Source organism: Candidatus Thorarchaeota archaeon (genome assembly GCA_021498125.1).
In the GTDB taxonomy this organism is placed as follows: domain Archaea; phylum Asgardarchaeota; class Thorarchaeia; order Thorarchaeales; family Thorarchaeaceae; genus B65-G9.
In genome coordinates, this window is the sequence record JAIZWL010000001.1 from 1,161,935 (window position 1) to 1,177,215 (window position 15,281).

A 15,281-nucleotide genomic window follows, 5' to 3' on the forward strand; every position below is an offset into this window, starting at 1 on the left:
TCGCCTTTACGTTTATAGGGGCGCTTAGTCATTGAAGTATTGTGAATTTAGTAATGACCATTGAAACGCAGATCGTTGACTTGTTTCGAGAAGTTCTTGGTGGCGCAGAAGTTGTAACAGTATCCGGACGTACAGCTCTCCTGAATCTACGACGACTATATTTTCAGCAATCAGTAGAGCCGTTTCTCTCACAGGTTCTCGCCAACGTTCCTCACACTTCGTCACGCCCAATGGTATTGCAAATGGTTCACGATTTCTTTTCAATAGCCTTTGAGATACTGTATCACTGTAAGACATCTGAGATGATCCGTCTGAAATTGTGTCCAAAGAATTCTCTACCCTTCTGGGTTGCGGATCAGTTCTACTTCATGAAGACTAATCCGGACACCCATCCTTTGGATATGACAGTAGATGATATTGTCTTTAGATTTGACACGATCCGAGTCGAGGCCAGTATTGAAGCCGTGCCCAAGCTCTCTTACTCGTTTGAGGGGATTAAACAAGGGGTCGTATACATTGGAGTGATGAGGTCTCGACGGGTATGGAAAGGGGTACATCGTCTCACACAAGATATTCGTAAGGCAGGACTAACTGTTTCAAAGAACGCCGTCTCAAAGGCGATCCGTATTTTTGAACAGCAGTTTCAAGTTGACTACTTTCTTGCGAAAGACCCGGTGCGCCTTCTCCTTCATTTACTTCAAGGCTGGTCAGTTGAAAGGATGACCACTTTTCGGGATGAAGCTGCTGTGATCGATACTTTCGAAGATGTGGTCCGTTCTCTCATTGATATTATCGCTCCTTTCGAGCAGGCACTCACGAGACTCTGGGAGCGACCAAAGCCTGTGAACTCCCCACATTATGTGATTACACTCGATAAGATAGCTGCAAAGTCTCCTGAGATATTGATAGCACTCTTTCGTCATCGCGGAATGATTCAACAATTAGGTGAATGGATTGACCTCGGGTTAGTTTCTTCTGAGGACATACTTGATGCAATACTGGTCGCTTCCACTTCTGGCCCGCCTCATCTCAATGAGCAATACGTCCATCTGCCTATTGATACACGATACTTTCCGGAACTTGAGTCTTCCATCGGCGATCTCTTGGACAATGATGATGAATTAGACGGTTGGCTTGTACATAGTGATAATTTTCAGGCGCTCAACACGCTTCGCGAACGTTTTGAAGAATCTGTCAAGACCATCTATGTGGATCCTCCGTTCAACAAAGACTACAATGCAGGATTTTCTTACACGGTCAACTATAGTGACAGTGCTTGGGTCACATTACTTGATAACCGCTTTAGGATCGCACGAGGTCTTCTTCGCTCAGATGGTTCTATACTTGTTCGCTGTGATTCAAGTGGAAATATGTATGTGCGACTATTAATGGATGACATCTTCGGACGTGATAACTTCAGAAATGAGATCCATGTCAGGCGCTTCAGGAAAAATGTCACGAGTCAAGTGGTTCGTAAATTGCCTGCCGGACTGGACACGATCTTTGCCTATGCCAAGTCTGATGCCTTTGCATATGTGAATCCGGTCAGGCCACGGAAAAAGATCCGTAAGGGCTTCTGGAGACATATGAATGACTCCTCTGGAGCTGGAACCCCCAAGACATTTTTCGGAAGAACGATTGCGCCGCCTGTTGGAAAACATTGGAAATATTCACAGCGACGGATCGACAAGATGATTGAGGAGAATAAGATCGTCCTTCAATGTGGACAATGCGGGCATTTGCATACCCGTGACGATGGGCAATGGGATGGCTGTCCAAAGTGCGGTGCCGATGATCCTGTACCACGATATTGGGTGAGTGAGAAGGATGTCGATGTTCTCGACTCCAATTGGAGTGATATCTACGGGTACTCTACAACTTGGGGCTTTCAGACCGAAAACTCGGAGCCGCTCCTGCAACGGATCATTGAGACCACAAGTCATGTTGGTGATCTCGTGATGGACTTCTTTCTTGGAAGCGGAACGACCGTTGCTGTGGCGCAGAAACTACATCGTCGTTGGATCGGTGTCGAGATGGGCGATCACTTCTTTACGACTGTGCTGCCTCGAATGAAACAGGTTCTTGCAGGAGAGCAATCTGGGATCTCAAGCGAGGTCGGTTGGCGTGGTGGTGGGGCTCTCACGTATTTTTCAGTGGCACAATATTGGGATGTTGTTCAGCATGCAATTCTGAATGGTTCCCAAATATATGAAAAAATTAGTAAGGCCGAAACAAGAGGTTCGTCATGACTACATGCTGCGAGAGCAATCTTACAGACATATGCCCTCTTCTTGCCCTGCATGTTTCGGCCAATCACATTATATGCTCTGTTTCATCGCATAGATCATTGGTTGCTACGAGTCTTTCGATTTAATTACTATTATAACGACTATTGCCACTACTCCAAGTCCTATTACAGCTCCCAATGGAATCATTGTCGAAGGTGATGCAAGGATTTCAGGATTCTCTATATTTGTAGTATTGCTGGCAGTAGAACTACTAGTTGTAGTAGAATCAACTGTGGTAGTGCCACTAGTGGATGTCTGTTGTCCGGTTGTTGTGGATGTTGTTATTGGTTCATTGACCGCAAGTGACACAACTTTATTGTATCCTGTTGATGTTTCCGCCGAAATTGTATGCTCATCACTAGATGCAGTGATATCTGGAAAGGTACCAACATCAAAGTTCATGTCTTCCACAAATCTGTTTAATGTATTTGTAAAATTGACATTGACCTGCCAGTCGGTTGCAAAGTTTAGATTGTATTTCATATTTGTCAGTTTGACTCCGGAATTTTTGGTCCCACCAATAACATCAATTTTGACATCATGGTGTGTTTTTCCCTCAGTAAAGTCGAGTTTTGATTTACTTAGTTTGATTGCAGCATTTTCGGTTTCCAAGTTTGCTGTCATTGAACCTGAAATTTTAGGTTGGGCAACAATGTATACATCTGATACAAAATACTTCAAAGTGTTTATCGCCCCACCAACTGTTGATGCGCCCAAAAGGTCTGAGAGGATACGCAATAGATGTATCTTTAATGTGCAATCAAGCATCGTTGAGAGAAGATCCGCGCTTGTGGAGAAGTCTGATACTGTGAACCACCCTTGGTGATAGTTTCCTGTCAAACTTTTTCCAGAAAATCCTATCGCAGATACAAGTTCAGCAATATCGTCTAGGTTTACGGATAATTCGTAATTGCCCTTATATGTTGCATTTTTCTCGAAGTGAATGAACCACCAATGGAAGACATATCCAAGGTTAATTTCGTAGTCAAATTTAATGATGATTTTGTTTTGTGACAAGGTCAGATCAATACCCATATCATATGTATTTCCTGCAGTAACTGTACTTGGAATATTCAATGAGATTGTTGCTGGGACTATAAATGATAGCCCCAAATCGATATCATAATACAATCCATTTTGTTTGTAATTTTGAGCAGATTCGGTATAATGCACTACCTCTTCATAACTATCAACAACATATGGAAATACAAAGGGATTATGTAACATATCCAAGGTCAATGACATATTCTCTGGAACTCTATAATCCGCTCCATTCCATAGGTTGGCCCCCTCATAGACATTTATGTCTGATTGAAATGCTTCATCCAGATGTAGATACCCTTGATCGATAATATCCTTTGTCAAAGGTTCCAAATAGGGCAAAGTGGCCTCTACACTTCCAAGAGGTATTCCTAATTCCATCTGATGATATGTATTTGTTATCGACAAAATTGGTACCTGCATGTAGGGTGTCACTCCATGAGTAGTGGACCAGTGGTATGCAGGTTCGGAAAAATACGTATCAGTTACAGTATAGGAAACGTTGCACGAATCTCCTAACAATGGGGTCAAATTTTCTGAAACTGACATGTATGCGATTCCTGTTTTTGATGAAGCATATTGGTCTTGAATAACAAGTTTTGGAGGTAGTGTGTGTGATCCCACATCTCTGTAAACAATTCTGTAGGGCTCTGAACCAATACTCTTCACAAAAAGCAGCAACGGTTCGTAGTCATAATAATGTCCAAAATTCACTCCAAAATTATCTGTTTCATGATCCCAGTAAAATAAGTAATAAATCACATATGCATTTTGACTGATAGAGGAATCGTATCCATAATACACCTGTTCGTAAATGGCCTTTATTGGTACATTATCTGCTGCATCAAAATGGTCCAAATAGATTTTCGGCAGATACACATTAGCAATAAGCCACGATCCATCGGCAGATGTTGTAAAATCTGATGGGAATGATAAGGTTTCGATATTGGAAAATGAAATGGTAATGTATACTGCTAGTTGGACATCGTTATTCCCTCCATCTGGGGGATAATCATTCAGATATACCCACCCACTACTGGATCGGGAAGAATATCCATTTAGATTATACCAGATGATCTCACCACCCATGTAGTCATCATAATCCACATCAGACTCCCATCCATCAATTTTGATGGAGAACCAGCCATTCATACTATAGAGTCCTTTATCAATTGAAATAGATGTGGATATGTAATCCCCGTCATTTCCTACGTAGAAGTTTCCGTCATTATCACATCTATAGTCCGCATAATCGTAATCATTAAGGCGAATATTAAGGTAAACTTCTCCTGCTCCAAAGTCGCGGTCTTCGATGATGTGTATTTTTGTAATAGATATGCTCACATCGGTATAGACAACATCTACGTCAGTTACTCGTGTTACTCCATCTGGTAGGTAGTCTTCTATGCTATTGATGACATCCTCTGCTGAACGTGGGCCATAATCCTTTTGATCAATATAATTACTGGCATGGAATGATTTTGTCAATTGAAATTCAACATCACGTGAAACAGAAGTATATGCAATTTGTTTCATATCATTTGGGGATATGTTCTGATTTTGGATATCTCCTGTTCCAGACACACTTGGCGCAAAGGCTGTAAAACATACTATAATCATTACTAGTGCAATAATTGCCCTCAACCGTATCACCAAAGAATAATTATCATAGTCACTATTATATATTATGTGTTGATATTCATACAATGTTTCCGAATCAAATAATCCCCTTACAATCGAGATTTACTGGAACTATCTAGATGTTGTTGATGAACGAGTCACATCACCTATCTCCACAATGACATGAATTCAGGATTTGCGATTACTACTGACTTTTCTCTAATTTGTTAGTCCCACCATATGATTGCTTTAATGCTTTTGAGTTGTGGTTTCATCAGTTCCTGATTCTACTCTCTCAATCAATTTGTCCTCATCTGATGAAGTGTGGGCATTAGACGTAATGTACGTTCTCAGTAGTTATTTTATTAAACTTCCCACTATGTAATTCGGTATTTGCGGTTTGACCTAAAGTAAGTCATTGTAAGAAATGTTCATAACGCTCATCTTTTCTGCAAATAGTGGTCACTACAATGGGCGAGAAAATTCTGATCTGTTACGGGACACGTTATGGTACCACTGCCAAAATCTCCGAATTCATGGCCAATGTTCTTCGCGAGCAAGGTGCTGATGTAGAACTTGTTGATCTAAAGCGCGACCGACCACAACAGGCGCTAGATACATACTCACTCATTTTGATTGGAAGTGGTATTCAGATGGGGCGATGGACTGGTGAACCGCTCAAATTTATAAAAAACAATGAGGCCGCATTAGCAAGGGCACGAGTTGCTATCTATGTTGTATGTGCCTTTGCCGCGAATCCCGAGAAATGCGATTTTGTACAAACAGAATTCATTGACAAGGTCTTGGCAAAGTATCCTTCCCTGCGACCAGTCGCAACCACTTATTTTGCCGGAATGTATGACTTCAGCAAGTATAACCGCTTTATTCGTGCACTGGTGAGAAAGATCATTAAAAGTGAGAACAAATTCACTGAGCCAATCCCCGAGAAGATTGACTACCGCGATTGGGACAAGATCCGAGAATGGGCGGTCGGACTGGTTGCAGCATAAGTGATGATCACATTCGCGCTCTCCGACGCAGGTGATAGCCGCACTTGTTCCTATGATTGAATCACTGATGGCCTTATGATATTCAATCTTGTTTCTTGCCTTTGGTTGATTGTACGAGTGTGCAAAATTAGCACAATGTTTTAATTCTTTCATATCGAATTATTGGTATTAATCAGGTGGGGACATACTAATGACTACTGTTACGAAAAGCGCCACCGAATCTTTGCTACAAGATGAGGTCACAACTGATTTTCCAGTTGATACTGTTGATAATGTGGATTCAAGATACAAAGTCTTCGCACGCGAGCACTACGTTCGGTTGTCAATACTAACTGCTCTGCTCGGGATCTTTTCAGTCTTGATGAATGTCGTATCTTTTTCTGCGACTATGGTGATTTTTGACTTTGTTATTGCCGGGTCATCACTCAGTTTGCTTAGGTTCGCATATTCACGAGAGAAACAATTAATGACCATATTTCTCCTCTTCCAATTTTTCGAGAGTAGTTTCTTCCTGGTGTTTTTCTTTTCGCCATATCAGGTTTTGGGATCTTCTTCTTTTCTTCTTATTACTCTCATGGCCCCATCAATGATCGCAATGGGCGCGACCTCTCTACTGAGCTTGATTGGCATAGGTGCTTTTCAACCGAGCACTACACCAAAGTTCAAGGCATTGCATCTGTCAATCTTTGGTCTAACAATAGGATTTCTGTTCCCTCTACTTATTGACTACTCAGTATATAGCATATCCTTCATAATTACCTATATTCTGATGGCGCTTTATGTACCTGCTATAATCTTCTACAAGGGCGCAAAAAGTGGCCGTAGAATTCTTATTTTCCCATCATCTCTGACAATATTGGCGTGTCTGAGTCTTCTATATCTTGGCTGGCTCCCGTCCCTTCCTGACCGTTTTGGGCATCCTGCTAATTTCTTCTTCTTGTCCTTGATCTTCATGCATCTGGTGACTGTTGTTGAATCATACTTGATCTCAGTTCGTATGGGTGGCACCACACGTTTGCCACTCGGGCGGTGGTCACTTCATATTAAACCGACTTGGTCAATCGGATCGCGTTCAAAACATGGACTTACTATCTTGACCGGATATGATGCAATTGGCGAGACCCTCAAGATAGCGATCAAGGTGAAGAATGATCAATCTCTGTCGATCATGAATGTAGCAGTCTTACTGGACTTGCCCGATGGTCTTGAGCTCCGAGATGATTCCGAGCCTATTCAAAGACTGGGCAATATTCCCCCCGGAAAATTCCAGAGCGCAATCTTTTGGGCCCGCCCATTGAGATGCCTTGATGACGATTTTAGTGGAGTGGTTCGTTTTCAGGATGCAAGAGGTGTCAAGCAGACCATTGAGATCCCTCCCAAGAGGATCGTCAATATCTGCCCGATGCTCAGTTCGACGGAGAATGCTGAGAGTATTTTCAAGGAACTAAAGTACAACACACTAGCACGTAACTGTGCATCTTTCAAGTTCAATGGTGTTTCCCGCACAGTGTTCGAGCTCGCCCAAGCACGTTTAACCGGTCTTAGTGCACTTGACCTCTCGGAGAAGACCTTCGAGGATGGAACGTATCTCGGATACTCCTATTATGTTGGTGAGACCAAATACGGCCAACAACATTTTGCTGTAGAGATACAAGTCACTGGTCTGAATGGTTCGGGAATTCTCACTCTGACCGTGTACTCTGAAGATCAACGTATACTCAGTGGTTTCTTTGCAGATGTCATGCCTTCTATTCGTGAACACATCAGCATAATCGAGGAGCAGGCCTGTCCTCTGTTGACCTGTCCAAAATGCGGCGCGAGCATTGACCCCTCAAAGATTGATGACGAGCGATTATACCACTGTACCTATTGCGGTGTATACACAAAGATCGCGCCATGGCTCTTGGAGTAAATGAGCGGGGTTTAAAATAAATGGACGCCCCGTTGGGGGCGTTTACTCTCCTCTATTTCAAAGGGCACTCCGAATCGCATCAGCGATTCTCTTGTGATCGGGAATAAAGAATTTCTCCAGTGGTGGGCTAAACGGTACTGGTGTGTCTGGTGCGTTCACACGCACGATGGGTGCATCCAACCAGTCGAAGGCCTCTTCTTGAACCATTGCAGCAATCTCTGCTGTTGTTGCTCCCGTCTTGGTCTCCTCAGTCACAAGTACAAGTCGTCCAGTCTTTTTCACTGAGTCCAGTAAGGTCTTCTTGTCGAGTGGGACAAGTGTTCGTGGATCAATGACTTCGACACTGATGCCCTCCTTGGCAAGTTCATCTGCGACTTCGAGGGCCTTGTGGAGCATAAACATGGTTCCCCATACGGTGACATCTGCGCCCTCACGACGGATCTTGGCCTCTCCGAAGGGGATCGTGTATTCCTCATCAGGCACCTCTTCTTTTTTGTCATAGACAAGTTTGTGTTCGAAGAACATGACCGGGTTTGGATCTCTGATGGCCGTCTTGATGAGACCCTTTACATCTGATGCAAAGGCCGGAAGGGCGATCTTGAGACCCGGTGTGTGCATGAACCATGCCTCAAGTGACTGTGAGTGATGGGATGCAATATTCTTGCCGCCTCCAAATACGGTACGCACTACAAGTGGCACTGAGGTCTGACCGCCGAACATGTATCTCATCTTGGCAGCCTGATTGCAGACCTGATCCATGGCCAATGTGATGAGGTCTCCAAACATGATCTCTGCGACCGGGCGTAGTCCAGTAATGGCAGCACCCACCGCAGCACCCACTATGGTGTTCTCTGAGATCGGAGTGTCTCTGACACGTTCATCTCCGAACTCTTCAGCAAGTCCCTTTGTGACCTTGAAGGCGCCTCCCCAGTTCTTGCCGACATCTTCTCCAAGAATGAAGACGCGCTCATCTCGCTGCATCTCTTCTCTGAGACCCTGCTTCAATGCCTCTCTGTATGTCATCTCAGTCATTTAGGCAACCTCCTCTGCAAAGACATCCTCAAGTGCCTCTTCGGGCTTGGGATAATCCGACTTGATAGCAAACTCGGCCGCTGCATTGACCTCTTTCTCTAGTTTCTTCTTGATCTTGTCAGCTTCCTTTTCCGTTAAAGCACCCTGTTCAATTGCAATCTTTCGTATGATCTCAACAGGGTCTTGGCTCAACCAGAATTCTGCCTCTTCTTTTGGTCTGTATTTTGCAGGATCGAATCGGGAATGTCCCTTCATCCTATACGTTTGACACTCTATCAGTGTAGGACCCTCGCCTGCACGTGCTCTCTCAACAGCCTCGACCACTGCCTCATACACTTCAAGTGTATTGTTCCCGTTCACAACCTTGTTCGGAATACAGTAGCCCTCTGCTCGCTGAGCGATTGACTGTGACGGACAGGTCCATTTGATCGGCGTTCCCATTGCATAGAAGTTGTTCTCCACAACCCAGATGACCGGTAAATTCCAGATCGCCGACATGTTCAGTGACTCGCCAAAGGTACCGTTGTTCGATGCGCCATCTCCAAAGAAACAGGCGACCACATCCTTGGTTCCGCGCATCTTGCACGAGAGCGCTGCTCCCACTGCGATCGGTAGTCCGGAGGCTACTACACCAGTTGCACCAAGTACACCCGCATCAAACTGGGTAATGTGCATGGAGCCACCTTTTCCCTTGCACGATCCTGTGGCCTTCCCGAGAAGCTCTGCAAATGCGTGCTTCATGTCTGCACCTTTTGCTACTACGTGGCCATGGCCTCGATGCGTGCTCTGGATCCAGTCAGTCTTCTCCAATGCGGCAGTGACTCCGGCAGCCACAGCCTCCTGCCCAAGGTAGAGATGGAGTGTTCCGGGGATCAGATTCTGTCCAAAGATGTCCCAGACCTTTGACTCAAATAATCGAACTTTGAGAGTCCGTGTATAGAGGTCTACTAGCTTTTTCTTGTCAACCATTGTATCTCAACTGCCTGCATGACCGAGGACTTCTTTGGTTCGTGCGAGAGTAATCTGTGATAAAGGCTTCGAACTAGGACGAAACCGTTTGCAGCCACACTCTCTTTGATGGATTAGTGGGATTCTCATGGAGCAATTGGTTACTGCTGGCCAGTCATGGAGGCAACGGTTGATAAAGGCTAAAGTCTTCTTCAGAGATACACTCACGATTGGAAACTATATCATGGCTCGTGAAGTTTGATGAAGGGATTAGTTTGAGTCGAGTCGGTGTCGATATTGTACTTATCTCTGGAAGAACCTTGAAGCAGGGGCGCGGGCTTGAGATCGGTAAGTTGAGTCGGGATTATTTCGAAGCCGTGTCCTACTGCGAGCTCGATAAGACGGTCATGTCGATTCTCGATGTGAAATCTGGTGACCCCATCATTCTCGAAACCATTGATGGTGAAGTTGTAGTTTATGCGAAACTCGGACGCAACCTTGAGCCGGGTATGGGTTTCATACCTGCTGGGCCCTATGCCAATGCGATCATCAGTTCTGATACTTGGGAGAGCGGCATGCCTGATTTCAAGGGGATTCGGACGAAGGTGTTCAAGGCGACTGATAGACAGGTGCCCTCAGTTGAGGAGCTTCTGACTCAGATAATGGAGGAATAGTGTGTGGCCGACGCTCATATCTTGGAAAATGTAGTCTGTCCCTTCTGCGGGTGTCTGTGCGATGATCTCCGACTCACAATCGAGAATGATGTGATCGTCCAGTGCGAGCGTGGCTGTGCCTTGGGTAAGGCCAAATTTCTCCACTATCGAGAAGACCGAATGTTATCCTCAACACTCCGACAGGGATCGAGCCAAATAGAAATCTCTCTGGAGACCGCAATAGACCACGCAGCAAGAATACTTGTTGAGGCTCGTCGGCCATTGATCTACGGACTGAGTTCGACTGAGAATGATGCCCATCGAGAGGCGTATCGTTTGGCCGAGTATATTGGTGCTGTTGTGGATAACACATCCTCTGTCTGTCATGGTCCCTCGATCATCGGCACACAGGCTTCCGGTGAACCCATGGCCTCGCTTGCAGAGGTTCGTAATCGTGCAGATCTTGTCATTTATTGGGGCGCCAACCCTCTCTATGCTCACCCACGTCATGTGAACCGGTTTGTTCGAGCCCCGGGAGAATATATCCGGGATCCAAAGGCAGAACGTCAGATGTGGGTAGTGGATGTTCGAGAGTCCGTCACCTCGCGTATTGCAAACAGATCGCTGATCATCACGCCCGGCTCAGACCTTGAAGTGATTGGAACACTCCGTGCATTGGTCCGAGGTCATACCGTTGATGTGGCTTCTGTTGGCGGGGTCTCACTTGATACCCTGTGCGAGCTTGCTAATGCAATGAAGCGGGCAAAATATGGTGTTCTATTCTATGGTCTTGGCCTGACGCAATCGAGAGGGCGTCATAATAATATTGACGCGGCTATCCGGCTCGTTCAGGATCTAAACAGTTTCACCAAGTGGTCGATGCTGCCCATGCGTGGGCATTATAATGTGACTGGTGCCAATAAGACTTCAACATGGACTACAGGGTATCCTTACGCCGTTGACTACTCACGAGGCTATCCACGATATCAACCCGGTGAATATACGGCAGTCGATCTGTTGCGTCGAAGAGAGGTTGATGCATTGCTCAATGTTGCAGCGGATCCTGCGGCACACTTTCCACGAGATGCCATACGAGGTCTCAAGTCAATTCCCATCATCAATCTCGATCCGAAGAGAAACCTGACCTCACTGATCGCCTCGGTGAACATTCCCACTGCAATTGCAGGGATCGAGTGTGATGGCGCCGTTGCTCGCATGGATGGCCTCCCACTCTATCTCAAGAAGATCGTGGAACCCCCAGAGGGAATTCTCCCTGACCGAGAGGTGCTTCGAATGATCTTTGACAGAGTTAAGGAGGTCTCAGACAATTGAGCAACGAGATCCTTCTCAAGAATTGTAGCCTCTTTGATCCTGTTCAGGGCATCGACGGCGAGACCGTTGACATTGCAATACGTGACGGTCGCATTGTCGAGTCAGTAGGATCTAAGGCAACTATCATTAATCTTCACCATAGACTTGTGATGCCGGGTGGAGTGGATCTTCACTCCCACATTCTTGGAAGCAAGATTGGCATGGCCCGTACCATGATGCCCGAATATCATAGGACCGATCCTGTCCCCCGAACCGACACGACTCGGGCTGGTATTGGTGCCATCGTTCCCAGTTCATTTGTCATTGGATATCGTTACGCTCAGATGGGCTACACGACTGTCATAGAGCCCGCTGTTCCTGCGCTCAAGGCACTCAATGTCTGGGAAGAGTTGGCAGATGTTCCCCATATCGATGTTGGGCTTCTCCCAATGTTCTCTAACAGCATGATCACCTACCACTATCTTCAGAATGATGATCTCAGTGGTCTGGCTGCGTATATCGCATGGATTCTGAGAAAGACTGGTGGCATGGGTGTGAAAGTCGTCAATCCCGGAGGCACCTATGCATGGGCGCATGGTATGAATGTTCGAGAGCTTGACACGACGATCCCTGATTGGGACCTGACTCCGCGAAAGATCATCCGAGGTCTCGTAGAGGCAGTTGAGAGCTTGGGACTCCCGCATCCGGTCCATCTCCATCCTAACAATCTCGGTAAGGTCGGAAACGTTGAGACCACTATTGCCCAATTGGAGGCAGTCCGCGATATCAAGGGTCACAACGGGCGCAAGCACATCATCCATCTCACTCACATCTCATTTGACAGTCTGGGAATGATGGACGAGGGGGTTCCCGAGTGGAAGTATGTCTCCTCTGGTGGGCTGGAACTCGCCGAGTATGCAAACAAGAATGATCACTTCACGGTGGACCTTGGGCAGATCACCTTTGGTCCCGCAATCACGATGACCGGTGATGGCCCGTTCCAGTTCTCCCTCTATCAGATGACTCACAACAAATGGTCCAATCTCTCGGTGGATGTGGAGCTGCCCGGTGGGGCTGGTATTGTTCCCTACATCTACAACCCCAGGTCGCCTGCAAATGCCGTTCAGTGGGCAATCGCTCTAGAATATGCGCTTAGTATCGATGATGTCTGGCGTTGTGTCATGACCACAGATAGCCCTAACGCTGGTCCGTTCACACAATACCCGCTAGTTCTCTCATGGTTGATGAGTCGTGAGCAACGTAAGATCTGGGCTGACAAGATCCATCCCTTTGCCAAGGAGCGGTCTACTCTCATGGACATAGAGCGTGAGTGGTCTTTCTATGATGTCGCCATCTCTACGCGGGCAGCCCCTGCTCGGATTCTTGGTCTTCAGAATAAGGGTCATCTTGGGGTGGGTGCAGATGCGGATGTTGCTGTATATGATATCGTCCCTGTGAAGATAGATCTGGCAAAGAACCCCGATAGAATCCTTTCCGCCTTCTCGACCAGTTTCTTGACTCTGAAACGCGGTGAGGTGGTGGCCAAGAATGGTGTTCTTGCAGGCGATGGGCCTCGACAAGTCCATACAATTCATCCGCAACTCGATCCTGCTCTCTGGAATCGGATCAATCACGAACTGGAAGATCTGATCAATCGGTTCTATGTTCACTCATTCCATAACTATGCTGTTCCGTCAAGATATCGAGAAAATATGGAACAGCGCTCAGTAATTCAATCTGAACGGATTTCCCCATAGACTCGAAACGGTTGTTCGCATAGTTGTCAGGCCCAAGAAATAACAAAACGTATCGAGGAGTACCGTTTGCAGTTACTGGTCTCACAAAAGATACAATAACACTTGCAGTGTTTGTATTTTAGGTAATGCAATGATCCTCTCTCTTTTAGGTCTGACATCTATCTTACAGCTTGATGATCTCTCACAAGCAAATCGATGAGAAGTATGTGTCTAGTAGTATAACGGTCAGTTACGCGATCCCATTCTCCAACTCGTTCGCAGCATCTCTTCTTGTTCTTTCATCTTCTTTTTACTATATGGCCAAGTTCCTGCTAAGTCGAGCATACTTGTCTTTCTTCTTTGGTTTATTAGACGCAGAATTAGTACATCAAATGACTCTCCCACCCTCTTCATCGCTTTAAGGCGTGCATATATTTCATCGTCTATCATGATGTCCGGTGTCATTATTGGTACTTCCCACGATTTACTATATACATTCATGTGCACATAAATTTCTGCTATAGACTATGACACCTCTTCAATATGTCAGGCTGAATTAAGGGGAACATTGGCCTTTGTTAGCAACTTGATCTACAGGAACGCATGATTTACGATTACAAAATCTCTATAGGTTGAATGATATATAGTGTTTCATGAATTAGAATGGATCAAAAAATACTTGTTGATCAAAAGACCTATGAGATGCTGAAGTCGTTGAAACGGCCTGATGAATCTTTTAGCAAATTACTTCTTCGACTAATCCGAAGTCAACGTGCAAAAATACTGGATCATTACGGGCGTTGGAGTATGACCGACAAAGAAGTATATGACCTGATGAATCGACTTGAGGTAGGATGGTGCAGTTGAACGCACCAATCTTGTATGTTTAATGCCGCAGTTCCAATCTCCTAAAAAAAAACATAGCCCTCCTTATTTTTAATATAACCACCTTAACAATCGAGCTGAAATCTTGGTATTGAGATTATGATTTGAAGATACTGTCTTGTTTGCTATTGTTCAGATTGATGGTTGTGACCCACGAGTTTTTTAGTACGCTTGCGAACTATCCCCTTATGCAGTTCCTTAAGACTTACCTCAGAGATCCCTTCTTCCTTGCTATTACGGGCACCATAATTGCACTTAGTTGTATCTTTTTAGCAATTGGTCTGTCCCCTTGGTTTGACTGGTTTGCCAATGCATTAAGTGATCTTGGCAATTATGATAACGGACTTGGTGCAGCGATCGTCTTTAACTCCGGCCTGATAATCGGTGGGCTAATGGCGACCTGGGCATCTATTCTCCTCCTCCGAATCATTAAGGATGTGTATACCCGCGTTGGTATTGGCATCTATACGATCTCAGCAATCTTCCTTATCACCATTGGTATCTTTTCTGAGAACGTTGGACGTTTGCACTACTATGTGTCAGTCGGCTTCTTTCTTACGTTCCCCTTTGCAATGTGGGCAATTGGCCTTAGCTGGCTCCGATTTCGTGGCCTGATTTGGTTCGCAATAATATCGTTGCTCTTGCCTTTCGTGTCCTTCTATCTCTGGTCAATAACATTCGGGGGAACTGCTCCATGGACCCGTGTGGCAATTCCTGAGATTCTGACAGCCTCTACAATGATCGGTTGGTTGTGGGCTCTTGTGTTCTTGTTGAGGCAAGGGGTCTTGTCCCATTTGACTTCTGAGTCCTAAGATGTATGTGCTGATTGCTCTATCTGTTTAGTG

12 protein-coding genes are annotated in these 15,281 nt (G+C 45.5%); 8 read left to right on the forward strand and 4 right to left on the reverse strand.

Annotated elements, in window-relative coordinates; all coding sequences use genetic code 11:
• Positions 1-53 precede the first annotated feature (53 nt).
• Complete coding sequence (locus tag K9W43_05600; GenBank protein ID MCF2136701.1) at positions 54-2,249, forward strand: site-specific DNA-methyltransferase; 2,196 nt, start codon at positions 54-56, stop codon at positions 2,247-2,249.
• Positions 2,250-2,354: 105 nt separating this feature from the next.
• On the opposite strand, the gene K9W43_05605 is transcribed toward K9W43_05600, so the two are convergent.
• Positions 2,355-4,973 (reverse strand): hypothetical protein, encoded by a 2,619-nt coding sequence (locus K9W43_05605; GenBank protein MCF2136702.1) that lies wholly within the window; start codon positions 4,971-4,973, stop codon positions 2,355-2,357.
• A 446-nt stretch (positions 4,974-5,419) separates the two neighbouring features.
• Between K9W43_05605 and K9W43_05610 the strand changes: the two genes are divergently transcribed.
• Together K9W43_05610 and K9W43_05615 are read left to right on the forward strand one after the other, a co-directional pair.
• Entirely contained in the window at positions 5,420-5,959 is a 540-nt protein-coding gene (locus tag K9W43_05610) for a nitric oxide synthase (GenBank protein MCF2136703.1), read from the forward strand.
• 190 nt (positions 5,960-6,149) lie between these two features.
• Positions 6,150-7,871: a hypothetical protein gene (locus K9W43_05615; protein ID MCF2136704.1), complete on the forward strand. Its 1,722-nt coding sequence runs from the start codon at positions 6,150-6,152 to the stop codon at positions 7,869-7,871.
• A gap of 57 nt (positions 7,872-7,928) precedes the next feature.
• Here the strand turns inward: K9W43_05615 and K9W43_05620 are convergent, their stop codons facing one another.
• Together K9W43_05620 and K9W43_05625 are read right to left on the reverse strand one after the other, a co-directional pair.
• Positions 7,929-8,903, reverse strand: a complete 975-nt coding sequence (locus tag K9W43_05620) for an alpha-ketoacid dehydrogenase subunit beta (GenBank protein ID MCF2136705.1) — start codon at positions 8,901-8,903, stop codon at positions 7,929-7,931.
• The gene (locus tag K9W43_05625; protein ID MCF2136706.1) at positions 8,904-9,872 is read right to left on the reverse strand and encodes a thiamine pyrophosphate-dependent dehydrogenase E1 component subunit alpha; all 969 of its coding nucleotides are present in this window, start codon (positions 9,870-9,872) and stop codon (positions 8,904-8,906) included. It abuts the gene before it with no gap.
• Positions 9,873-10,102: 230 nt separating this feature from the next.
• Between K9W43_05625 and K9W43_05630 the strand changes: the two genes are divergently transcribed.
• Genes K9W43_05630 through K9W43_05640 form a run of 3 tightly spaced genes read left to right on the forward strand, consistent with a single transcriptional unit; the run spans position 10,103 to position 13,572 of the window.
• Complete coding sequence (locus K9W43_05630) at positions 10,103-10,525, forward strand: tRNA CCA-pyrophosphorylase (GenBank protein MCF2136707.1); 423 nt, start codon at positions 10,103-10,105, stop codon at positions 10,523-10,525.
• 3 nt (positions 10,526-10,528) lie between these two features.
• On the forward strand, positions 10,529-11,836 hold the full coding sequence (locus tag K9W43_05635; protein MCF2136708.1) for a formylmethanofuran dehydrogenase subunit B: 1,308 nt from the start codon (positions 10,529-10,531) through the stop codon (positions 11,834-11,836).
• The gene (locus K9W43_05640) at positions 11,833-13,572 is read left to right on the forward strand and encodes a formylmethanofuran dehydrogenase subunit A (protein ID MCF2136709.1); all 1,740 of its coding nucleotides are present in this window, start codon (positions 11,833-11,835) and stop codon (positions 13,570-13,572) included. The genes K9W43_05635 and K9W43_05640 overlap by 4 nt, the downstream gene beginning before the upstream one ends.
• 225 nt (positions 13,573-13,797) lie before the next feature.
• Here K9W43_05640 and K9W43_05645 read toward each other — a convergent pair whose 3' ends face one another.
• Positions 13,798-14,016: an antitoxin VapB family protein gene (locus K9W43_05645; protein ID MCF2136710.1), complete on the reverse strand. Its 219-nt coding sequence runs from the start codon at positions 14,014-14,016 to the stop codon at positions 13,798-13,800.
• Between the two features lie 198 nt (positions 14,017-14,214).
• On the opposite strand from K9W43_05645, the gene K9W43_05650 reads away from it, so the two are divergent.
• Positions 14,215-14,418, forward strand: coding sequence for an antitoxin VapB family protein (locus K9W43_05650; GenBank protein MCF2136711.1), 204 nt, complete (start codon positions 14,215-14,217; stop codon positions 14,416-14,418).
• Positions 14,419-14,576: 158 nt separating this feature from the next.
• The gene (locus tag K9W43_05655; protein ID MCF2136712.1) at positions 14,577-15,248 is read left to right on the forward strand and encodes a DUF998 domain-containing protein; all 672 of its coding nucleotides are present in this window, start codon (positions 14,577-14,579) and stop codon (positions 15,246-15,248) included.
• Positions 15,249-15,281: the final 33 nt, after the last annotated feature.